The organism is Miniimonas arenae, assembly GCF_006351005.1.
In the GTDB taxonomy this organism is placed as follows: domain Bacteria; phylum Actinomycetota; class Actinomycetes; order Actinomycetales; family Beutenbergiaceae; genus Miniimonas; species Miniimonas arenae.
This window is the reverse complement of record NZ_VENP01000010.1, coordinates 12,495-34,316: the sequence shown is the minus strand read 5'-3', so window position 1 is coordinate 34,316 and position 21,822 is coordinate 12,495. Positions and strand designations below refer to the sequence as shown.

Genomic DNA, 21,822 nt, shown 5'->3' with positions numbered 1-21,822 from the left:
CACCCGGGCGAGGTGGAGCAGGCGGACGCGCGCACGGCCGACCCGGAGTGGTACCGCACCGCGGTGTTCTACGAGGTGCTGCTGCGCGCGTTCGACGACTCCACCGGCTCCGGTACCGGGGACATCCCCGGCCTGATCCGGCGCCTGGACTACCTGCAGTGGCTCGGCGTGGACTGCCTGTGGCTGCCGCCGTTCTTCCCCTCGCCCCTGCGCGACGGCGGCTACGACGTCGCCGACTACACCTCGGTCGCGCAGCAGTACGGCACGATCGAGGACTTCGAGCGGCTCGTGCACGAGGTGCACGCGCGCGGCATGCGCGTGGTCATCGACCTCGTGATGAACCACACCTCCGACGCGCACCCGTGGTTCCAGGCCTCGCGCAGCGACCCGGACGGGCCGTTCGGGGACTACTACGTGTGGCGCGACGACGCCACCGGCTACCAGGACGCCCGGATCATCTTCATCGACACCGAGACGTCCAACTGGACGTACGACCCGGTGCGCGGGCAGTACTTCTGGCACCGGTTCTTCTCCCACCAGCCCGACCTCAACTTCGACAACCCCGACGTCCGGGAGGCGATGTTCGACGTCGTGCGCTTCTGGCTGCGCACGGGCGTGGACGGCTTCCGGCTGGACGCCGTGCCCTACCTGTTCGAGGACGAGGGCACCGACTGCGAGAACCGGCCGCGCACGCACGAGTTCCTCGCGGACCTGCGGGCGATGGTCGACGCCGAGGCACCGGGCACGATCCTCCTGGCGGAGGCGAACCAGTGGCCGCAGGACGTGGTGGCCTACTACGGCACGGCCGAGCGGCCCGAGTGCCACATGTGCTTCCACTTCCCGGTGATGCCGCGCCTGTACTACGCGCTGCGGGACCAGCGGGCCACCAACATCGTGGAGATCCTCCACGAGACGCCCGACATCCCCGCCGGCGCGCAGTGGGGCACGTTCCTGCGCAACCACGACGAGCTCACGCTCGAGATGGTCTCCACGAACGAGCGCGCCGCGATGTACGGCTGGTACGCCGAGGACCCGCGGATGCGCGCCAACGTCGGCATCCGGCGCCGGCTCGCCCCGCTGCTGGGCAACTCGCGCGCGGAGATCGAGCTCGCGCACTCGCTGCTGCTGTCGCTGCCGGGCAGCCCGTGCCTGTACTACGGCGACGAGATCGGGATGGGCGACAACATCTGGCTGCCCGACCGGGACGCGGTGCGCACGCCCATGCAGTGGACGCCGGACCGCAACGCCGGGTTCTCCACGGCCGACCCGGGCAAGCTCTACCTGCCGGTCATCCAGTCGCTCGTCTACAACCACCAGGCGGTGAACGTCGAGTCCCAGCAGGCCCAGGGCACCTCGCTGCTGCACTGGGTGCGCGGTCTGCTGGCCGTGCGGCGGCGCCACCCGGCGTTCGGCTCCGGGGAGTACGTGCCGCTGCCGAGCGACAACGACGCCGTGCTCGCCTTCCTGCGCCGGATGCCCGGGCGCGACGGCGAGACCGTCCTCTGCGTCGCGAACGTCGCCAACACCCCGCGCACGGCGACGGTGCGCCTGCCGGACGTGGCCCGCGCCCACCTGCGGGACGTGTTCGGCGGGACGGAGTTCCCCCCGGTCGTGCCGCACGCCAGCGGCGGCGGGGCCGTGATGCTCACGTTCGGCTCGCGGGACTTCTTCTGGCTGGAGGTGCGACGTGGCTGAGATCCACACCGGCGCGACCCTCGTCCCGGGCAAGCTCGAGCTGCTCGCCCCGTGGCTGCCGCACCAGCGCTGGTACACGGGCAAGGGTGGGGCGGGTGAGCTCCCGGTGCTCTCGAGCGCCGGCGGGTTCCGGCTCGACGACCCGGCGGGCGACGTCGGGATCGAGGTCCTTCTCGTCACCGACTCCTCGGGCGCCGCGCCGGTGACCTACCAGGTGCCGCTCACCTACCGCGGCGCGCCGCTGGCCGGGGGCGAGCAGGCGCTCGTGGGGACGCTCGAGCACAGCGTGCTGGGGCGCCGCTGGGTGTACGACGCGTGCTACGACCCGGTGTTCGCCGCGACGTTCCTCGACCTGTTCACGGGCAACGCGCAGGCCCAGGCGCGCACGCCGAGCGACACCCCCGAGCCGCGGGTCGTCGGCAGCACGCTGGGGCACGCCGCGCACCTGCACGTCACGGGCCACCAGGTCCTCGCGGGCGAGCAGTCCAACACCTCGCTCATCTGCTCGCTCGCGACGGCCGACGGCACCGCTGCGGCGCCCGTCATGGTCAAGGTCTTCCGCGTGCTGGCCGCGGGCGAGAACCCCGACGTCGTGCTCGCCGGGGCGCTGTCCGCCGCGGGCTCGCCGCACGTGCCCCTCGTGTTCGGCTCGGTGCGCGGCGTGTGGACCACGCCCGACGGGGCCGAGGTGAGCGGCCACCTGGCCTTCGCCCAGGAGTTCCTGCCCGGCGTGGAGGACGCGTGGCGGGTGGCCTCGCGAGCGGCGCTGGCCGGGGAGGACTTCGCCGACCGTGCGCGCGAGCTCGGCGCGGCCACCGCGGCCGTGCACACCGCGCTCGCCGCCTCGCTCGGCACCGCCCCCAGCACGCCGCAGGACCGTGCGCGGCTCGTCGCGGAGGTCCGCGCCCGCGCGGAGGTCGCCCTCGCCGAGGTGAGCGACCTGGACCGCTGGAGCGGCGCCGTGGCCGGCGTGCTCGCCACGCTGGAGACGAGCGCGGACTGGCCGCCGCTCCAGCGCATCCACGGCGACTACCACCTGGGGCAGGTGCTGCGCACCGACCGCGGCTGGGCCGTCATCGACTTCGAGGGCGAGCCCCTGCGCCCGCTCGCCGAGCGGACCAAGCCCGACCTCGCGCTGCGCGACGTCGCCGGCATGCTGCGCTCGCTCGACTACGCGGGCGGCAACGCCGAGCAGCAGGGCGTGGACGCGCGGGCCTGGGTGCAGGCCGCGCGCGAGGCGTTCCTCGCCGGCTACCGGGAGGCCGGCGGGGTCCTGCCGGACGGTCCGCTGCTGCCCGCGCTCGAGCTCGACAAGGCGCTGTACGAGGCCGTGTACGAGGCGCGGAACCGCCCGAGCTGGCTGGGCATCCCGCGGGCGGCGCTGGCGCGCCTGCTCGCCCCGCGGGAGGAGCAGAATGGGCGCGTGCCCGACGATGAACACACCACGACGGACGGAGTACCTATGACCACCCCCGCTCCCCTCGCACCGGCCCCGGTCGACCACGCGATCCTCGGCCCCGTCGCTCGAGGGGAGTACCCCCTGCCGCACGACGTGCTCGGCGCGCACCCCGCCGACGGCGTGGTGACCCTGCGCACGCGGCGACCGCTCGCGGACAAGGTGACGTTCCTCGTCGCGGGCGACGACGGCGGGACGACCCGCGTGCCGGCGACGCACGAGGTGGACGGCATCTGGGTCGCGGCGGTGGCCGGCGAGCACGTGCCGGACTACCGGGTCGAGGTGGTCTACGACGGCTACGCGAGCGTGGTCGACGACCCCTACCGGTTCCTGCCGACCCTCGGCGAGATCGACCGCCACCTCATCGGCGAGGGCCGCCACGAGCGGCTGTGGGAGGTGCTCGGGTCGCACCTGCGCACCTTCCCGTCCGTGCTCGGCGACGTGCACGGCGCGTCGTTCGCCGTGTGGGCTCCCAACGCCGCGGCGGTGCGCGTGGTGGGCGACGTGAACGGCTGGGACGGCCCGTCCAGCGCGATGCGCTCGCTCGGCTCCTCCGGCGTCTGGGAGCTGTTCATCCCGGGTGCGGCGATCGGCAACCGGTACAAGTACGAGATCCGCTACCAGGACGGCTCCTGGCACGAGAAGGCCGACCCGATGGCGCGCGCGTGCGAGGTTCCGCCCTCGACCGCGTCGGTCATCACGGACGCGTTCTACGAGTGGCAGGACGACGACTGGATGCGTCGGCGCGCCGAGACCGACCCGCACTCCGGGCCGATGTCGGTCTACGAGGTGCACCTCGGCTCGTGGCGCAAGGGCCTGTCCTACCGCGAGGCCGCCGAGCAGCTCGTCGAGTACGTGACGTGGCTCGGGTTCACGCATGTCGAGCTCATGCCGCTCGCCGAGCACCCGTTCGGCGGGTCGTGGGGCTACCAGGTGACGTCGTACTTCGCGCCGACGTCGCGCTTCGGTGTCCCGGACGACCTGCGCTACCTCGTCGACCGTCTGCACCAGGCCGGCATCGGCGTGATCATGGACTGGGTGCCCGCGCACTTCCCCAAGGACGCCTGGGCGCTCGCCCGGTTCGACGGCACGGCGCTGTACGAGCACCCCGACCCGCGGCGGGGGGAGCAGAAGGACTGGGGCACCTACGTCTTCAACTTCGGCCGGACCGAGGTGCGCAACTTCCTCGTCGCCAACGCGGCGTACTGGCTGCAGGAGTTCCACGTCGACGGTCTGCGCGTCGACGCCGTCGCGTCCATGCTCTACCTGGACTACTCGCGCGAGGCCGGCGAGTGGGAGCCGAACGTCTACGGCGGCCGGGAGAACCTCGAGGCGATCTCGCTGCTGCAGGAGGCCAACGCGGTCGCGTACCGGCTCGCCCCGGGCGCCATCACGATCGCCGAGGAGTCCACGTCCTTCCCGGGCGTCACGACGCCGACGAGCGGCGGGGGCCTCGGGTTCGGCCTCAAGTGGAACATGGGCTGGATGAACGACACGCTGCGGTACGTCGCGGAGGACCCGGTCAACCGCCGCTACCACCACGGCGAGCTCACGTTCTCGCTCGTCTACGCGTTCTCCGAGCAGTTCCTGCTGCCGATCTCGCACGACGAGGTCGTTCACGGCAAGGGGTCGCTGCTGGCCAAGATGCCCGGTGACCACCGCACCAAGCTCGCCGGGGTGCGCGGCCTGCTGTCCTACCAGTGGTCCCACCCGGGCAAGCAGCTGCTGTTCATGGGGCAGGAGTTCGCCCAGGGCGCGGAGTGGAACGAGGAGCGCGGGCTGGACTGGTGGCACATGGACGACCCGGGCCACCACGGCGTGGCCGAGCTCGTCCGCCGGCTCAACACGGTCTACCGCGAGCACCCCGCGCTGTGGGCCGACGACTTCATGCCGGGCGGCTTCCAGTGGCTCGACGCCAACGACGGCGACCACAACGTCCTCGCCTACCTGCGCACGGACGCCGCGCGCGGGGGCGACGACGTCGTGGTGGTCGTGCAGAGCTTCTCCGGCATGACGCACGAGAACTACCGCGTCGCGCTCCCCTCCGGCGGGACGTGGCGGGAGATCCTCAACACCGACGCCGAGGAGTACGGCGGCTACGGCGTGGGCAACCTCGGCGAGGTCGAGGCGCGGCCCGAGCCCTACCACGGCCGGGCCTGGTCCACCACGCTGCGGGTGCCGGCGCTCGGCGCGGTCTGGCTCACGCCGAAGGGGTAGGCGTGCGGGTCGCGCTGCGGCCCGCACGTGGTGCGCGACGGCGAACGCTCGCCGTCGCGCACACCGCGCCTTCGCCGTCGGGCGCCTCGCGAGGGGGCGCGACTCAGAACAGCGCGAGCGCGAGGTTGCGCCGGGCGACCTTGAGCTCCTCGGCGTTGGGGTCGACGAGCTCGAAGAGCGAGACGAGCCGCTTGCGGGCGGTCTCGCGCTCGGGTCCGGACGTCGCCCGCACGACGGCGACGAGGCGCGCGAACGCGGCGCTCACCCGGCCCGCGGCCATCTCGATGTCCGCCGCGAGCAGCTGCGCCTCCACCGCCGTGGGACCGGCCGCGTCGGCGGCCTGGAGGTCGGCGACCGGGTCGGTCACGCCGTCGAGCCGCTCCATCAGGACGACCTGGCCGAGCCCCGCCTTGGCGTCGAGGTCGCCGGGGTTCTCGTTGAGCGCCTGCTGGTAGGCGGCGGTCGCCGCGGCCCAGTCGCCGCGTTCGATGGCCTCGTACGCCGCGGCGTGCAGCGGCGGGACCTCGGGCTCGGGCTCGGGCTCGGCGTCGGGCTCGGCGTCGGCACCCGCGACGGTCCCCGTCACGCCGGCCTGGGCGGCGGCCTCGAGCACCTGCTCGAGCACCTGCGCGACCTGCTCGGGGCTCGGCGAGCCCTGGAAGAGGGGCAGCGGCTGACCCTGGATCACGGCGAGCGCGCACGGCACGCCCTGCACGCCGAACACCTGGGCGATCTGCGGCTGGGCGTCGGCGTCGACCCGGGCGAGGACGAACCGGCCCCGGTAGGCGATCGCCGCCTTCTCCAGCGTCGGCGTCAGCTTCTCGCCGGTCGCGGACCGGCTCGCCCCGATCGCGACGATGAGCGGGACGGTGGCGGACCCCTCGACCACCTGCTGGAAGTTCTCCGGCGTGAGGTCGACGATGACGCCGGGCGGCGCGGCCGCGGCCGCCTTGGCGGAGGCGGCGGCCGCCTGCGCCTGGGCAGCGGTCGGCTTCTGCAGCATCGACAGGTCGACGGCACCCCGGGGGTCGAAGCGGGGCTGACTCATGGTGCTCCTCGGAAGGGTGAGCCGGACGTGCGCCGGCGCGGGGTCGGGACGGGCGGGCGGTCAGTCGACGCGCTCGACCTTGGACAGGACGCGGTCGGCGCCGAGCAGCTGCATCTGCGCGCTCGATCCCGCCGGCGGGATGTACAGGGTGACCATCTGCGAGTAGGTCGCGTTCGCCGCGGCCGTGACCTCCTCGGTGCCGCCGAGGGCTGCGTAGAGGCTGCCCAGCGTCAGCGTGGAGCCCTCGACCGTCTTGCGGAAGGTGACGACCGTGTCCACCGAGGCCATCACGAGGGCCCCGCCATCGGCGGTGCCGATGCCGAGCACCACGGACCCCGGCGTGGACGTCGTCGTCACCGAGCCTGCGGCCGCTACGTCGGAGGTCAGCCGCGCGATCTCGTCGGCGAAGAACGTGCGGTAGGGGTCGGCGGGGAACTCCCCCGCGTACTGCCCCTGCGGGTTGGCGATCGTGTCCGCGAGGTGGGCGACGGCGTCGGTCGGCGTCATGAGCAGGCCGGTCTGGTCGGCGGTCACGGGGGCGCTGCCGATGTCGGCGGACGCGAACGTGGGCGTCGTGACCCCCGGCAGCAGACGCGACCAGGCGACGAGCTTGTACTGGTCGCGCGGGCTCTGCTGGACCAGGCCGAGGTACAGGCGCGCCGTGGTGCCCTCGGTCGGGTTCGTCACCGCGAGGATCTCCCGCGGCCACGAGTCCGTGGCGGTGATGACCGTGATGTCGGAGTCCGTCCACAGCTTCTGCGGGACCTCGGTGCCGCCCGTGGCGCTCTGCAGCTGGTACTGGGCGCGCCGGATGTCGGACGCCGGGGCCACCACGCGCGGTGCGAGCTCGTCGGCGTTCGCGGAGGCGTCGGCCACCTCGATGACGTCGCCGACCTGGTCGAGGATGTCCTGGGCGCGGCTCTCCGACACCGACGGCGGCGCGAACTCGGGGACCGCGGGCGGCGTGAAGGTCGGCACCGGCTCGGGCGCACAACCCGCGAGCAGGACGGCCCCGAGGGCGGCCGCCGCCGCGCCGCGCAGGAGGCGTGGGTCGCGGCTCATCGCTCGTCACCCTTCTCACTGGTCTCGGCCGTGGGCTCGTGGTCGTCGGTCGGCTCGGCGGACTCGTCCGGCTCCGTCGTCTCCGTCGGCCTCGTGGCTGCCGGTTCGTCGTCGGGCGCGGGCTCGACGGCGAGCGCGGGCTCGTCGCTCTCGTCCGCGAGCTCGCCGTCGTGCGCGACCGCGGGCTCGCCGTCGTGCGCGACCGCAGGCTCGCCGTCGTGCGCGACCGCGGGCGCGCCCTCACTCGCCACCGCGGCCGAGCCGGCGCCGGCGGCCGGCGCGGCGACGCCCCAGCGTCGACGCCACGCGTCGGAGTCGCCACCCGCTTCCTCGGCCGCAGCGTTCGGCGCCGTGGCGCCGGCCTCGCCGCCGCCGTCGCCGCCCTGGCGCAGCCAGCTCGGGTAGGCGTCGGGCGCGTCGGGGGCGGAGGCGACCTCGGGCGCCGCCGCGATGCCCGCCGCGATCTCCTCGACCGGCTTCTCCCCCGCCTCGACGGCCCGGAGCTGACGCAGCTGGCGTCGGGTGAGGATCTGTGTCTCGACGGTCTCGGGACCGGGGTCGGACAGGGCCGATCGGGCCTCGCCCGAAGCTGCACCGTCTCCGTCGGACGCCGCCGCGGCCGTCGCACCGGTCCCGGCGCCCACGAGTGCCGCGTCGGCAGAGCTCGCCGAGTCGGCGCCCTCGGCGCCCGAACCACCCGCAGACGGCCCGTCCGGCCCGCCGTCGGTGCGCGGCGCGCGCGCCGCGAACGACCAGATGAGGACCCCGAGCCCGATCACGAGCGCGGCCACCCCCGCCGCCACGAGCGGCACGAGGTAAGGCGTCTCGACGTCGCGCTCCCAGGTGAAGGACACGGTGGGCGCCGGGCCGGCGCTGCCGTCGCGCGCCACGAGGAGCACGGTGCGGTCCTGCGGGACGTCCCACTGGAAGGACACCTCGCCGGTGCCCTGCTCGGTGCGCAGCCACATGTCGCTTCCGACCGGGTCGGGCGCATCGCCCACGCCCTCGGTCTCCTCGGTCGTCAGCGCGTCCCAGTCCGCGAGGCCCGTGACGTGCTGCACCCCGGCGTCGGCCACCCAGCCGTCGACGTCGACATCGCGGCCGAAGATCACGGCGACCGCCTGGTCCGGGCTGTCCGCGGTGACGGTGATGGTGACGAAGCGGTTGACGATCCCGGCCACGCCGGGCTCGACGACGACGTACGGCACGTCGGCCTGCGGGGTCGTCACGGTCACGACGTCCGAGGTCCGCCACTGGGTGGCGGACAGGATCCCGAGGGTGATCGAGGCCGCGCCGAGCAGCATGAGCAGCATCCCGACGACACGACGTGCCATCCGGTCCTCCCTTCGGGACTGACGTGGGTCGGTCCGACGACTCGGGCGGTGCGCCCCCGGCAGCGCGACCGGCGGTACGAACGCGCCGCTCCAGGGTACCCGTCCCGGTTACGCTGGACGGGTTGAGTCGAGGATCGATGGCGGGAGCGGGACAGGGATGAGCGACGAGCAGAACACGTTCCCGGTGGTGCTGCGGGGCTACGACCGCGCCCAGGTCGACCAGCACATCGCCGACCTGCAGCGCACGATCGCCGAGGCGCGCCGTCAGGTCGAGGCCTCCGACGCCGAGGCGCTGCGCCTGGGCGGTCAGCTCTCGGAGGTCCAGCGCGCCCTGAGCGAGACCGAGACCCCCACCTACGCAGGACTCGGCTCGCGGATCGAGCACCTCCTGCGCTCCGCCGAGGAGCAGAGCACCGACGTCGTCACCCAGGCCACCAAGCGGGCCGAGACCCTCGCCGCCTCGAGCCGGGCCGACGCCGAGCGCACGCTCGCGAGGGCCGAGCGCGAGGCGGCCGACCTGGTCGCCGCGGCGCGTCGCGAGGCCGAGCACGTCACGATCGCCGCCCGCACCGAGGCCGACAGCGTCCGCTCGAACGCGACACTCACCGCGACCGAGCTCGTCGAGTCCGCCGAGCGCGAGGCCCGGGGCGTGCGGGGCGCGCTCGCCACCGAGATCTCCGAGCGGCGCGGGGCGCTCGAGCGCGAGCTCGCGGCGCGCACCGCGCAGGTCGAGCGCGAGACCACCGAGCTGCGTCTGGCCACCGAGCAGCAGGCCCGCGACCTGCTCGCCACCGCCACCGCCGAGGCGGCCCGCCTGCGCAAGGAGGCCGAGGAGTTCGCGACCGGGCTGCGCGAGCGCAGCCGCGGCGAGGCGGAGGCCCTGCTCGCGGAGGCGTCCAGCACCGCCGCCGGCGTGACCGCCGACGCCGAGGAGCGCGCGATCGCGCTCGTCGACCAGGCGACGCGCGAGCGCGCCGAGGGCGAGCTCGACATCGCGCTGCGCCGGGAGGCCGCCGAGGCCGAGAACACCGAGCTGCACGCGGCCGCCAAGGCGGACGTCGACCAGCTGCTCGCGGACGCCCGAGCCCAGGTGGCCGACGCCGAGCAGCGCGTGGTCGACGCGCTCGCCCGCGCCCAGGCGATCGCGAGCTCGTCGGAGGCCTCCGCGGCCCAGACCCTCGGGTCCGCGCGCGACCAGGCCGACCGGATCGTCGCCGACGCGAAGGAGCAGGCCGACCGCACCCTCGCCCGCGCGAGCGAGGAGGCCAAGCGGCAGCTCGGCGAGATCCGCGACGAGGTCGCCGACCTCGAGAAGCAGCGCGAGGCGATCACCACCTACCTCGACGAGCTGCGCGGCCTGCTCGGCTCCTCGACCGTGCCGGACGCCAGCCTCATCGAGAAGGCGGACCAGGCCGAGGCCGCGCTGCGCGAGGCCACCGAGAACGACGGCGAGCAGGGCTCCGCACGCAAGGCCGCCTCGAGCGACACGCCCGAGGGCGACGGCGCGCCGTCGGACGAGACGGGGGCTGAGGCACCGGCGTCCGCCGAGGTCGACGTCGAGGCCGACACCGACACCGACACCGACACCGACACCGACACCGACGACGACATCAAGGCCGACTCCGAGGCCGATGCCGAGGCCAACGACAACTCCGGCGACGACTCCGACGACTCCGACGACGACTCCGAGCACACCGAGGTCCTGACCGCGGTGTCCGAGTCGAGCTCGGCCGAGGAGACCACGGACCCCGCCGCGGCCCGTCGCTGAGGCGATGGACGAGCAGGACTGGGCCCAGGGCCGCCGGGAGGCGGCCGCCGAGCACGCGCGTCGACTCGTGGCGCGCAAGGACGCCGAGGCCGAGCGCGCGCAGGCGATGATCGACGCCTTCCTCGCCACCGCCGAGCGCGACGCCGTGCCGCCCGAGCCCCTCGTCGTGCGCGGTCGCAAGGGCGGCCAGGCGAAGTCGGGGTTGATGGGCTGGTACCTCAAGACGGACCGCTCGGTCGCGGTGGCCACGGACGGCCACTTCTACGTCATGACGGCCGACCTCGGCCTGGTCGAACGCATGCGCGGCTACCGCCCGAAGCCCGTTCAGCCACCCCTCATCGTGGGCGAGGGCGGCGGAGACGGCGAGACGATTGACATGGACGCCGCTCTGGCGCGCCACCTGCGCCACTAACCCGCCGGGCCGGATGCGTGGAGCTGCCGGGCGCATGTTCGCAAGACTCGCGAAGTGGCGGACCGAGCGGGGGGGACGAGCGAAGCGAAGCGGCGGACGACGCGAGCGGCGGCGAAGCCGTCGAGCCGTAGCGGAGCTCGCGAGGAACGAGCGAGCGTGAGCGAGGCGAGCCGCCGCTCGCGTCGTCCGTCGCTTCGCACCAGCCCTCAAGCGCCAGCCCGCGCACACCGGCCAGAGACCGCCCTACCGCCCGGTGACCCGCCGCCAGAACGCCTCGAGCGCGTCAGCCACGGCCTCCGGATCCTCGGTCGCGGTCATGTGCCCCGCCCCCGGCACGATGACGAGCTCGGCGTCGCCCCCGTTCGCGGTGATCGCCCGCACCATCGCCTCGGCGTCCTCCTGCGTGGCGATCTCGTCCTCGGCGCCGCGCAGCACGAGCCCGGGCACCTCGAGGTCCTCGAGCACCGCGAAGCGGTCGGGCCGAGCGGCCATCGCCCGCTGACCCCACGCGATCCCGGCGGGCGACGCGGCGGCGAGCCAGGCGCGGTGCTGCGCCACGACGTCGGGCTCGGTGGCGAGCGTCGTCGCGCCGAGGAGCTTCTCGAGCATGCCGGCGACGGCGCCGCTCCCCTCCTCGCCCTCGGCAGCGTCCGCGATCCGGAGCCGGTTCTCCCGCGCCGCCGGCGGGTCGGCGCTCGCCTTGGTGTCGAGCAGCGCGAGGCCTGCGACGAGCGACCGATGCCGTTGCGTCGTCGCGAGCGCGATGTAGCCGCCCATCGAGAGGCCCGCGAGGATCGCCCGGTCCAGGCCGAGCTCCTCGAGCACCTCCGCGACGCCGTCGGCCGCGACGTCGAGGGAGGGTTCGCCGTCGGGCACGGGAGACTCACCCGCCCCGGGGGCGTCGATCGCGATCGTGGGCACGTCGCGCTCGCCGAGCAGCTCGACGACGTCGTCCCACATGGTGGCGTCGAACGGGAAGCCGTGCAGCAGGACTACGGGGACGACGTCGGGCTCGGACACGGTCACTCCTCGGTGCGGTCGGACTCGGTGCGGTCAGATCTCGGCGGACGGGTCGGGCTCGTCGGGGAGCTCGCCCGCCCACTCGGTGGGCAGCGGCAGAGCGGCCGGGTTGACGACCTCGAGGATCTGGGAGAGCACCCAGCGCACCGCGGTCTCGCCGACCCAGAGGTGTTTCATCCCCTCCCCCGCGATGACCCGCGCCTGGGGCACGCGCGCGAACCGCTCGCGCGCCTCGTCGGGTCGCAGGTAGTCGTCGAGCTCGGGCACCAGCACGGTGAGCGGCTTGCCGAACTCGGCCCACGCGTCCAGGTCGGCGTCGGTGGCGCGATGCAGCGGCGGGGACAGCAGGATCGCACCCTCGATCGAGGGGTCCCGGCCGTGCATGAGGGTGAGCTCGGTGCCGAACGACCAGCCCACGAGCCAGCGGTTCGGCAGGTCGTGGAACTCGGCGTAGTCCAGCAGCGCGGCGACGTCGTGCCGCTCGTCGTGCCCGCCGTCGAAGCGGCCCTGGGACACGCCTCGGGGCGACGCGGTGCCGCGGGTGTTGAACCGCAGCACGGCGACGTCGGCGAGCGCCGGGAGGCGCCAGGACGCCTTGCGGTACACGTGGCTGTCCATGTACCCGCCGTGGGTGGGCAGCGGGTGCAGCGTGAGGAGCGTCGCCGCGGGCTCGGCCTCCTCGGGCAGGGCGAGCTCGCCCACCAGCGTGAGGTGGTCGGCGGTGTGCAGCTCGATGTTCTCGCGCTGCGCGGGCAGCACGGTCAGCGGTCCGATCGGGGTGCTCATCGCCGCCCAGCCTACGGCCCGTTCGGCCGGCTCAGCCGACGGCGAACGGCGGCTCGAGGCCGGGGAACATCGAGAAGTGGCGCGTGTTGAGCGTAGCCAGCTGGAAGCCGTGCTCGAGGGCCGTGGCCGCGATGAGGTAGTCCCCCAGCGCGATGCCCGAGTGGCTGCGGTCGAACGCGCGACGCAACGCGCCGGCTCGCCGCGCGACCGGATCGGTGACCGGAACGGTCGGGAGCACCCCGAGCAGTGCGGTGACGGCGCGCTCCTCCGACTCCCGCATCCCACCCGTCACCTCGGCCACGGTCACCGCGCTGACCGTCAGCGTCTCCGCCGGCGCGTCGCGCAACCAGTCGCGGGCGCTCGCGACGCCCCGCAGGTGGGCGATGAGGACGTCGGAGTCGACCAGGATCACGCGTCCCGACCCCACATGCTCGCGAGCTGGGCCGCGCGCGCGTCGTCGGCGCCCCGCTCCACGGCGATCCGGGCGGCGGCACCGAAGGAGAGGTCGATCGCGGCGCGTCGACGCGCCTCGGCGTTCCCCTCGCCGTCGATCGCGCGGTCGATGATCCGGCGGATCACCTCGGCGCGCGAGACACCCTCGAGGCGCGCCATCGCGTCCAGCGAGTCCGTCTGTCGCTCCTCGAGGAAGATGTTGGTGCGCTGCATACACCGCGCCCTACACCGCTCACCTCCGCGCGCGGCCGACCTCCCACACCGGCTCGTCCGTCACGCTGACGCGACCGTCGCCGTCGAACACCACGAACCGGTCCAACGACCGGGCGAACCAGCGGTCGTGGGTCACCGCGACCACGGTCCCCTCGAACGCCGCGAGTCCGGCCTCGAGCGCCTCGGCGGAGTCGAGGTCGAGGTTGTCGGTCGGCTCGTCGAGGAGCAGCAGCGTGGCGCCCGAGAGCTCGATGAGCAGGATCTGGAACCGGGCCTGCTGGCCGCCCGACAGCGTCTCGAACGTCTGCTCCGCGCTGCGCGCGAGCCCGTACCGGTCCAGCGCGCGGGAGGCCTCCTCGCGCGGGCGGCCCGCGCGGTGCGCGTCGCCGCGGTGCAGGATCTCCAGCAGCGTGCGGCCCACGAGCGTCGGGTGCTGGTGCGTCTGGGCGAACCAGCCGGGCCGCACGCGCGACCCCAGGCGGGCCACCCCGGTGGCGCGCACCGGCTCGGGCCGCACGTCGCCTACCGGCTGGTGCTCGACGTCGGGATCGGTCCCGCCCGCCGCCAGCAGGCGGAGGAAGTGCGACTTGCCCGTCCCGTTGGCGCCGAGCACGCCGATCCGTTCGCCGTACCAGAGCTCGGCGTCGAACGGCCGGGTCAGGCCGGTGAGCTCGAGCTGCTCCACGACGACGGCGCGCTTGGCGGTGCGCCCGCCGCGCAGCCGCATCGACACGGCCTGCGTCTGCGGCACCTCCTGCGGCGGTCCGGCCTCCTCGAACTTCGCCAGCCGGGTCTGCGCCGCCTGGTAGCGCGCCGCGAGCCCGTCGTTGTACGCAGCCTTCGTCTTGTACATGAGGACGAGCGCCTTGAGCTTGGCGTGCTCCTCGTCCCAGCGCCGGCGCAGCTCCTCGAGCCGACTCAGCCGATCGGCGCGGGCCTGCGCGTACGTCGCGAACGGACCGGCGTGCACCCACACGGTCGCGCCCGCCGCGCCGGGCTCGAGCGTCGCGACGCGCGTGGCGACCCGGCCGAGCAGCTCGCGGTCGTGCGTGACGAGCAGGATCGTGCGCCCGCTCGCCACGAGCGCGTCCTCGAGCCACCGCTTGGCGGGCACGTCGAGGTAGTTGTCGGGCTCGTCGAGCATGAGCACCTCGTCGCCGCCGCGCAGCAGCGCCTCGAGCACCAGCCGCTTCTGCTCCCCGCCGGAGAGGGTCGAGACCCGGCGGTAGGCCGCGCGGTCGTACGGGAGGGCGAGCGCCGCCGTCGTGCACACGTCCCAGACCGTCTCCTGCTCGTAGCCACCGACATCCGCCCAGTCCGCGAGCGCCTGCGCGTAGGCGAGCTGGGTCGGGGTGTCGTCCCGCACGAGCATCTCCTCCTCGCAGCGGTCGACGGCGAGCCCCGCCGCCCGCACGCGCTCGGGCGCGACGGACAGCAGGAGGTCGCGCACCGTGGAGGAGTCGCGCACCGAGCCGACGAACTGCCGCATGACGCCGAGCCCACCGCTGCGGGTCACGGCGCCGGAGTCGGGCGCCTGCTCCCCCGCGACGATCCGCAGCAGCGTGGACTTGCCCACCCCGTTCGGCCCGACCAGCGCGACGCGCTGCCCCTCGCCGACGCGCAGGTCCACGCCGCCGAGGAGCGGACGTCCGTCGGGGAGCGCGAACGTGATGCCGGCAAGATCGAGGTGGCCCATACGGACCACCCTGCCCGACGGCGAGCCCACCGGTCACCCGCATATCGCGCCGACACCTCGGTCGGCCGCCCGGGTCGGGGGCGTGCGTGCTGGCGCGGCGCGCACGCCCGGCGCACGCTCCCGGCGGACGCTCCCGGCGCACGCTCCCGGCGCACGCCCGGCGCACGCCCGGCGCGCGCGCTCGCGCCAGGGATGCGCGTCCACGGCGAGCCGGCGCGGGCATCGACTTTCGGCCAGTGACGTAGCCGTTCGGCGCATAGCCAGTCTCCCCAGGCGGCTCATAGGATGGCAGCAACCGGGCCGTAAATCGTTTCAACGTCGACGATCGCCCGGGCGACCGCACGTCGATGCGCGGGGCGGTCGGCACGTGCGGCGTCCGACGCGCGACCCACGCCAGGCACCACGCACGACCAGACGCACGACACCCGCACCACCCGGAGGACTCGATGACGAACCCCACGCGACCCGTCCCGCCCCGCTCCCCCGCCACCCGCACCGCGTCGCCGGCGTCCTCGCCGCCGCGGTCGGCCTCACCCTCGCGGCGTCCCCCGCCTCGGCGGCACCCGACACGGGCGCCACCAGCACGGCGGCGACAACGGGTACGACGGCGACGAGCGCCGTCACCCCGCACCTCGAGCTGCTCGACCGTGGCCTCGTCGCGGCCACCACCCCGCAGGGCGTCTTCCTGTCCTGGCGACTGCTCGGCTCCGAGGCGACCGGCACCACGCCCGAGGGCGTGACCGGGGCCGACTTCGTCGTCTACCGGGACGGCGCGGCGATCGCGACCGTCACCGACTCCACCAACTTCCTCGACGCGAGCGGCACCGCGACGTCGCGCTACGCCGTCGCGGCCGTGGTCGACGGCGTGGAGCTGCCCGCGTCCGCGGGCGTCACCCCGTGGGCCCAGGCCTCGGTCGACATCCCGCTCCAGCGCCCCGCCGACGGCGTCACGCCCGTGGGCGAGGCCTACACGTACTCCGCGAACGACATGAGCGTCGGCGACGTCGACGGCGACGGCGCGTACGAGTACCTCGTGAAGTGGGACCCGTCGAACTCCAAGGACGTCTCGCAGGTCGGCTACACCGGCAGCGTGTTCCTGGACGCCTACGAGCAGGACGGCACCCTGCTGTGGCGCCTCGACCTCGGCGTCAACATTCGCGCCGGCGCCCACTACACGCAGTTCCTCGTCTACGACTTCGACGGCGACGGCCGCGCCGAGGTCATGCTCAAGACCGCACCCGGAACGCGGACGATCACACCCGACGGCGAGTCGTCCTTCATCACGATGCCGCAGTCCGACCTGGACGCCGGCTACACGAACGCCGATGACTACCGCGTGAGCAAGGCCGACTTCCACGCCCACCTCGTCGAGACCTTCCAGGGCTGGAGCACGCGCGAGGAGGTCACGTCCGGGCAGTGGCCGGCGACGCTCGAGGAGGCCTGGGGCATCGCGCCGCGCTACTCCTACCCGCTGAGCGAGGCGGACGCCGCTGCGCTCGTGGACTACTTCATGGACGTCTACGCGCCCAGCCGCAGCGCCAACAACCGGCTGCGGAACTTCGAGGGGTTCATCCTGTCGGGTCCGGAGTACCTCTCGGTGTTCGACGGCGCGACCGGGGCCGAGCTCGAGACCGTCGCCTACGAGCCCGGGCGCACCGACGACGGCCTGCTGTGGGGCGACTACGCGATGGCGCGCATCGAGCCGGGCAACCGCGTGGACCGCTTCCTCTCGGGGGTGGGCTACTTCGACGGCAGCACGCCGTCGGCGATCTTCGCGCGCGGCTACTACACCCGCAGCACGATCGCGACGTACGACTGGGACGGCGAGCACCTGTCCCAGCGGTGGTTCGTCGACTCCGGGTGGACGCCCATGACGAACCCGTTCAACGACGGCCCGCACGGCCGGGACGGCAGCGACCCGGAGTTCGGCACGATCACCACGCAGGGCTTCCACTCGCTCTCGGTGGCCGACGTGGACGCCGACGGTCGCCAGGAGCTCGTCTACGGCTCCGCGACGATCGACGACGACGGCAGCCTCCTTTAACGGCTCCTTCGCCACGATGCCGCCGCAGAGCGCGACGCCCGGGATCGAGGCGCGCCTGGGGCACGGTGACGCCATGCACGTCACCGACATCGACCCCACCCGCCCGGGCCTGGAGATCTACACGGTGCACGAAGGTGCGACCTACGCCCCGTACGGGTTCGCCATGCGCGACGCCGCGACCGGCGAGGTGCTGTGGGGCGGCTACACCGGTCGCGACACGGGACGCGGGATGATCGGCGACATCGACCCGACCCGGCCAGGCCTCGAGGCGTGGGCGACCGACCTGCGCACTGCGCAGGGCACCCCGATCGGCACCGGCCTGGGCACGAACCAGTCCATTCGGTGGGCCGGTGACGGGTCCACGCAGATCGTCAACGGCTCGGGCAACCAGGACGTGACGGTGAGCGACCGCACGCACGGCACGATGCTCACCGCCACTGGCACGCGCGCGAACAACGGCACCAAGGGGAACGCCGGCCTCGTGGCCGACGTGCTCGGCGACTGGCGCGAGGAGCTGCTCGTGCGCACCGCCGACTCCTCCGCGATCCGACTGTTCGTCTCGACCGACCTCAGCGACGTCAAGCTGTACACGCTCATGCACGACGCCCAGTACCGCCCCGAGGTCGCCCGCCAGCAGACGACCTACAACCAGCCGTCCTACCCCGGCTTCTACCTGGCGACGGACACCGACTTCACGACCGTGCCCCTGCCCGCGGCCGACCGCACACCGCCGGTGCTCGACACGCGCTTCTCGGAGCCGGCACGCACGCTGACGATCGTCGCCTCCGACGCCCAGACGGGCGACTCCGGGATCGCCGTGGTCCAGTACCGGGTCGGCTCGGGCGGGTGGCAGACCTACACGGCACCGATCGCGCTGCCCGCGGCGGCGAACGTGCACTACCGGGCCGTCGACCGCGCGGGGAACGCGACCCGGCAGTGGTCCCAGACGATCCCGGCGGCGGACAGGGGCGCCGTCGATCTCGGCATCAGCGTCAGAACACAGTGCGTGGGCACGACGGCTCAGCTCGCCGTCCACCTGCTCAACAAGGAGAGCGCCAAGGCCCACCTGCGGATCATCACGCCGTTCGGCGAGCACAAGAGCACCGGCGTCGCGGCGAACGGCACGGTGTACCGGACCTTCGACGCCGGCGCGCTCGCGGCGGGCACGCTCACGGTGGCCGGGTACACGTGGGTCGACGGCACCGCGTCCTACTCCGCCTACACGGTTCCGTTCGCGGCGGTGAGCTGCGGCTAGCACGCCGCAGGCAAGGGGGTCGAGGACGGGCGCGGCCGGGTGCTGCCGGCCCGTCCGTCCTCGTCGGTTCGCGCCTCGACGCCGGACGCGACCCGGCGCCCTGGCCTCAGCGCCGCCGGGTGGGGCGTCGTCCGGCGCGCCAGCACGAGGTGTGCCAGTGCCTGCGGTCGGCCAGCGCCGCGTCGTCCCCGAGCAGATGGTCGGCCGGCCAGACCACGAGGTGCGGCGTCCCGGGTGCGATCATCTGGTCGCAGCCCGGGCACCGGTAGGGCTTGTCGCTCCCGCCGACGCTGCGGGTCTGCCACGCGTGACCGTCGTCCGTGCTCTCCCGGCGCACCCAGCCGCGGGTGAGGGAGTCGACGTCCAGCTCGGGATGCTCGCCGCCGTAGTCACGCTTGCGGGAGCGGCGGGCCATGACCACGAGGCTACCCGGGGTGGTCAGAACAGCCGCGAGTCCGGGTCGTCCACGCCGCGCATGGCGTCGTAGTCGAGGACGAGGCAGGCGATCCCGCGGTCGACGGCGAGCGTGCGCGCCTGCGGAGCGATCGACTGGGCGGCTAGCACCCCGCGCACGGGCGCAAGCAGCGGGTCGCGGTTGAGCAGCTCGAGGTACCGCGTCAGCTGCTCGACGGCGTCGATCGTCGCGCGTCGCTTGATCTCGACCGCGACGTGCCGCACCGGGACGCCCGCCTCGACCGACGCACCCCCTGGGGTGCGCACCATGAGGTCGACGGGACCGATCGCCGTCGGGAACTCCCGGCGTACGAGCGTGTGGCCGGCGCCGAGAAGCTGGACCTGCTCGGCGAGCAGCTTCTGCAGGTGCGCCTCGACGCCGTCCTTGACGAGGCCGGGATCCACGCCGAGGTCGTGGCTGACGTCGTGCAGGACCTCGTGCAGCGCGATGACGAGCTGGTCCTCGGACTTCGCGGCGGACACGGTCCAGACCTCGCGCACGCCGTCGGCCGCCTGCTCGACGCTCGGGGGCGTGACCCGCACCGTGCACGGCGGGCTCATCCAGTTGAGCGGCTTGTACGAGCCGCCGTCGGAGTGCACGAGCACCGAGCCGTCGGCCTTGACCATGATGACGCGCGTGGCCAGCGGCAGGTGGGCGGACAGCCGCCCGGAGTAGTCCACCGCGCAGGTGGCGACGAGCACGCGCACGGGGTCCTCCTTCGGCGTGGTGTTCGAACGGTCAGAGCGTGCGTTCGCGCGGCGGCGAGGACTCCAGCCAGGACGCCAGTCCGGCGTACGAGGCGGTCGACATCGCCAGCACGTACTCTTCCGAGGCCGTGCGGCAGGTCACCTCGAGGATGCCGGAGGCTGCGCCGTCGGGCGTCGGACGCACCGCGCGCTCGAGGACGTCGAGGTCCGTCCGAGGGAACTCGCGCGCGGGGCGCGGCGCGAGCGACACGATGCGGTACCAGCGCAACGTGCTCATCCCGTAGTGCGCGATGCCGCCGGCCCACCCCGTCTGGGTGCGCAGCGCGCACTCGAACGAACCGACCCGGCGGCCCAGGGCGCGCAGCCGCACCCAGAAGGCGAGGGCGGCCAGCACGACCACGACGGCGAGCACCACCGCGGCGACGGCCAGCACGTGGGTCAGGACCTCCCCCACCCAGGCTGCCTCAGTGCCGCCCGCCGACGACGACCGTCACGACGTTCGCGTCGAACGACAGGAAGCCCTGCTCCACGGGGAACTCGGTCACGTCACCCCCGGCGCGCACGCGCACGGCACCCGCGCGCAGCAGCGCCAGCACCGACTCGTGCCCGGGCAGCAGGCCGAGCGCGCCGTCGGCCGCGGGGGCGCTCACGAAGTCGGCGTCCCCGGACCACAGCACGCGGTCCGGGGCGACGATCTGGACCGTCAGCGGTAGGCTCACTTCAGCTCCGACTGGATGCGCGCCCAGTTGGCCTCGAGGTCCTCGAGCCCACCGATGTTGAAGAACGCCTGCTCGGGCATGTGGTCGTACTCGCCGTCGCTGATCTTGTCGAAGGCCTCGATCGTCTCCGCGAGCGGCACGGTCGAGCCGGCGACACCGGTGAACTTCTCGGCCATGTACGTGTTCTGCGAGAGGAACTGCTCGATCCGCCGGGCGCGAGCCACGGTGACCTTGTCCTCCTCGGAGAGCTCGTCGACACCGAGAATCGCGATGATGTCCTGCAGCTCCTTGTTCTTCTGCAGGATCTGCTTCACCCGGGTCGCGACGCGGTAGTGCTGCTCGCCGACGAACTGCGGGTCGAGGATCCGGCTCGTCGAGGCGAGCGGGTCCACGGCGGGATACAACCCTCGGGAGGCGATGTCACGCGACAGCTCGGTCGTCGCGTCCAGGTGCGCGAACGTCGTGGCCGGCGCCGGGTCGGTGTAGTCGTCCGCGGGGACGTAGATCGCCTGCAGCGACGTGATCGAGTGACCACGGGTGGACGTGATGCGCTCCTGCAGCTGGCCCATCTCGTCGGCCAGGTTCGGCTGGTAGCCCACGGCCGAGGGCATCCGGCCGAGCAGCGTGGAGACCTCCGAGCCGGCCTGGGTGAACCGGAAGATGTTGTCGATGAAGAGCAGCACGTCCTGCTTCTGCACGTCGCGGAAGTACTCCGCCATCGTCAGCGCCGACAGGGCGACCCGCAGACGCGTGCCCGGCGGCTCGTCCATCTGGCCGAACACGAGCGCGGTCTTGTCGAAGACGCCCGCCTCCTCCATCTCGACGATGAGGTCGTTGCCCTCACGGGTGCGCTCGCCGACCCCGGCGAACACCGACACACCGCCGTGGTCCTGCGCGACGCGCTGGATCATCTCCTGGATGAGGACGGTCTTGCCGACGCCGGCACCGCCGAACAGGCCGATCTTGCCGCCCTGCACGTACGGGGTGAGCAGGTCGATGACCTTGATGCCGGTCTCGAACATCGTCGTCTTCGACTCGAGCTGGTCGAACGCGGGCGCCTTGCGGTGGATCGACCAGCGCTCGGTGATCTCCAGCTCGGAGGCCGGCACGTTGAGCGGCTCGCCGATCACGTTGAACACGTGGCCCTTGGTCACGTCGCCGACGGGGACTCTGATCGGGCCACCCGTGTCGCGCACCTCGCCGCCGCGCACGAGGCCGTCGGTCGGCTTGAGGGCGATCGCGCGCACGAGGTTGTCGCCCAGGTGCTGCTCGACCTCGAGCGTCAGCGTGATCGAGTCGGCCTCGCCCTCGCTCTGGCCGCGCATGTCGATCGTCGTGACGAGCGCGTTGTAGATCTCCGGCAGGACGCCGGAGGCGAACTCGATGTCGACGACGGGCCCGATGACACGGGCGATCCGTCCGGTCCCGGCGCCGGTGGTCGTCTCAGGCGTGGCCGGCACGGTCTCTGCAGTCATGGTTGTCC

At 73.5% G+C, this 21,822-nt stretch carries 19 protein-coding genes; 6 read left to right on the top strand and 13 right to left on the bottom strand.

The window, feature by feature from the left end; genetic code table 11:
• Positions 1 to 12: 12 nt before the first annotated feature.
• Positions 13 to 1,695, top strand: coding sequence for a maltose alpha-D-glucosyltransferase (treS, locus tag FH969_RS04345; RefSeq protein WP_108719960.1), 1,683 nt, complete (start codon positions 13 to 15; stop codon positions 1,693 to 1,695).
• Complete coding sequence (glgB, locus tag FH969_RS04340; protein WP_246071696.1) at positions 1,688 to 5,368, top strand: 1,4-alpha-glucan branching protein GlgB; 3,681 nt, start codon at positions 1,688 to 1,690, stop codon at positions 5,366 to 5,368. Before treS ends, glgB begins: the two co-directional genes overlap by 8 nt.
• Before the next feature lie 103 nt (positions 5,369 to 5,471).
• On the opposite strand, the gene FH969_RS04335 is transcribed toward glgB, so the two are convergent.
• Genes FH969_RS04335 through FH969_RS04325 form a run of 3 tightly spaced genes read right to left on the bottom strand, consistent with a single transcriptional unit; the run spans position 5,472 to position 8,812 of the window.
• The gene (locus FH969_RS04335; RefSeq protein ID WP_139986262.1) at positions 5,472 to 6,416 is read right to left on the bottom strand and encodes a tetratricopeptide repeat protein; all 945 of its coding nucleotides are present in this window, start codon (positions 6,414 to 6,416) and stop codon (positions 5,472 to 5,474) included.
• 60 nt (positions 6,417 to 6,476) lie between these two features.
• Entirely contained in the window at positions 6,477 to 7,478 is a 1,002-nt protein-coding gene (locus tag FH969_RS04330) for a DUF8094 domain-containing protein (RefSeq protein WP_139986261.1), read from the bottom strand.
• The gene (locus FH969_RS04325) at positions 7,475 to 8,812 is read right to left on the bottom strand and encodes a hypothetical protein (RefSeq protein ID WP_139986260.1); all 1,338 of its coding nucleotides are present in this window, start codon (positions 8,810 to 8,812) and stop codon (positions 7,475 to 7,477) included. Before FH969_RS04325 ends, FH969_RS04330 begins: the two co-directional genes overlap by 4 nt.
• A gap of 157 nt (positions 8,813 to 8,969) precedes the next feature.
• Here FH969_RS04325 and FH969_RS04320 point away from each other — a divergent pair, with 157 nt between their 5' ends.
• Together FH969_RS04320 and FH969_RS04315 are read left to right on the top strand one after the other, a co-directional pair.
• Positions 8,970 to 10,580: a coiled-coil domain-containing protein gene (locus tag FH969_RS04320; RefSeq protein ID WP_139986259.1), complete on the top strand. Its 1,611-nt coding sequence runs from the start codon at positions 8,970 to 8,972 to the stop codon at positions 10,578 to 10,580.
• A 4-nt stretch (positions 10,581 to 10,584) separates the two neighbouring features.
• Positions 10,585 to 10,992 carry a hypothetical protein gene (locus FH969_RS04315; protein ID WP_108717886.1) on the top strand — a complete coding sequence of 136 codons (408 nt, stop codon included), beginning with the start codon at positions 10,585 to 10,587 and terminating at the stop codon, positions 10,990 to 10,992.
• A 243-nt stretch (positions 10,993 to 11,235) separates the two neighbouring features.
• On the opposite strand, the gene FH969_RS04310 is transcribed toward FH969_RS04315, so the two are convergent.
• The 5 genes from FH969_RS04310 to FH969_RS04290 are packed head-to-tail and all read right to left on the bottom strand — an operon-like array spanning position 11,236 to position 15,160.
• The gene (locus tag FH969_RS04310) at positions 11,236 to 12,012 is read right to left on the bottom strand and encodes an alpha/beta fold hydrolase (protein ID WP_234417747.1); all 777 of its coding nucleotides are present in this window, start codon (positions 12,010 to 12,012) and stop codon (positions 11,236 to 11,238) included.
• 33 nt (positions 12,013 to 12,045) lie between these two features.
• Complete coding sequence (locus FH969_RS04305; RefSeq protein ID WP_108717887.1) at positions 12,046 to 12,798, bottom strand: alpha/beta hydrolase; 753 nt, start codon at positions 12,796 to 12,798, stop codon at positions 12,046 to 12,048.
• A gap of 31 nt (positions 12,799 to 12,829) precedes the next feature.
• Positions 12,830 to 13,210 carry a type II toxin-antitoxin system VapC family toxin gene (locus FH969_RS04300; protein ID WP_108719963.1) on the bottom strand — a complete coding sequence of 127 codons (381 nt, stop codon included), beginning with the start codon at positions 13,208 to 13,210 and terminating at the stop codon, positions 12,830 to 12,832.
• Positions 13,207 to 13,464, bottom strand: coding sequence for a ribbon-helix-helix protein, CopG family (locus FH969_RS04295; RefSeq protein ID WP_108717888.1), 258 nt, complete (start codon positions 13,462 to 13,464; stop codon positions 13,207 to 13,209). Before FH969_RS04295 ends, FH969_RS04300 begins: the two co-directional genes overlap by 4 nt.
• A gap of 19 nt (positions 13,465 to 13,483) precedes the next feature.
• Positions 13,484 to 15,160, bottom strand: a complete 1,677-nt coding sequence (locus FH969_RS04290) for an ABC-F family ATP-binding cassette domain-containing protein (RefSeq protein WP_108717889.1) — start codon at positions 15,158 to 15,160, stop codon at positions 13,484 to 13,486.
• Positions 15,161 to 15,527: 367 nt separating this feature from the next.
• Here FH969_RS04290 and FH969_RS15935 point away from each other — a divergent pair, with 367 nt between their 5' ends.
• On the top strand, positions 15,528 to 17,204 hold the full coding sequence (locus FH969_RS15935; RefSeq protein ID WP_484203923.1) for a rhamnogalacturonan lyase family protein: 1,677 nt from the start codon (positions 15,528 to 15,530) through the stop codon (positions 17,202 to 17,204).
• A gap of 16 nt (positions 17,205 to 17,220) precedes the next feature.
• On the top strand, positions 17,221 to 18,459 hold the full coding sequence (locus FH969_RS16200) for a rhamnogalacturonan lyase family protein (RefSeq protein ID WP_218975260.1): 1,239 nt from the start codon (positions 17,221 to 17,223) through the stop codon (positions 18,457 to 18,459).
• Positions 18,460 to 18,565: 106 nt separating this feature from the next.
• On the opposite strand, the gene FH969_RS04280 is transcribed toward FH969_RS16200, so the two are convergent.
• The 5 genes from FH969_RS04280 to atpD are packed head-to-tail and all read right to left on the bottom strand — an operon-like array spanning position 18,566 to position 21,814.
• The gene (locus tag FH969_RS04280) at positions 18,566 to 18,874 is read right to left on the bottom strand and encodes a hypothetical protein (protein ID WP_108717890.1); all 309 of its coding nucleotides are present in this window, start codon (positions 18,872 to 18,874) and stop codon (positions 18,566 to 18,568) included.
• A 23-nt stretch (positions 18,875 to 18,897) separates the two neighbouring features.
• The gene (gene nucS, locus FH969_RS04275; RefSeq protein ID WP_108717891.1) at positions 18,898 to 19,620 is read right to left on the bottom strand and encodes an endonuclease NucS; all 723 of its coding nucleotides are present in this window, start codon (positions 19,618 to 19,620) and stop codon (positions 18,898 to 18,900) included.
• A gap of 31 nt (positions 19,621 to 19,651) precedes the next feature.
• Positions 19,652 to 20,074 carry a DUF2550 domain-containing protein gene (locus tag FH969_RS04270; protein WP_139986258.1) on the bottom strand — a complete coding sequence of 141 codons (423 nt, stop codon included), beginning with the start codon at positions 20,072 to 20,074 and terminating at the stop codon, positions 19,652 to 19,654.
• A gap of 10 nt (positions 20,075 to 20,084) precedes the next feature.
• A complete protein-coding gene (locus FH969_RS04265) occupies positions 20,085 to 20,339 on the bottom strand; it encodes a F0F1 ATP synthase subunit epsilon (RefSeq protein ID WP_139986257.1) in 255 nt (84 codons plus the stop codon).
• A complete protein-coding gene (gene atpD / locus FH969_RS04260) occupies positions 20,336 to 21,814 on the bottom strand; it encodes a F0F1 ATP synthase subunit beta (protein ID WP_139986256.1) in 1,479 nt (492 codons plus the stop codon). Before atpD ends, FH969_RS04265 begins: the two co-directional genes overlap by 4 nt.
• Positions 21,815 to 21,822: the final 8 nt, after the last annotated feature.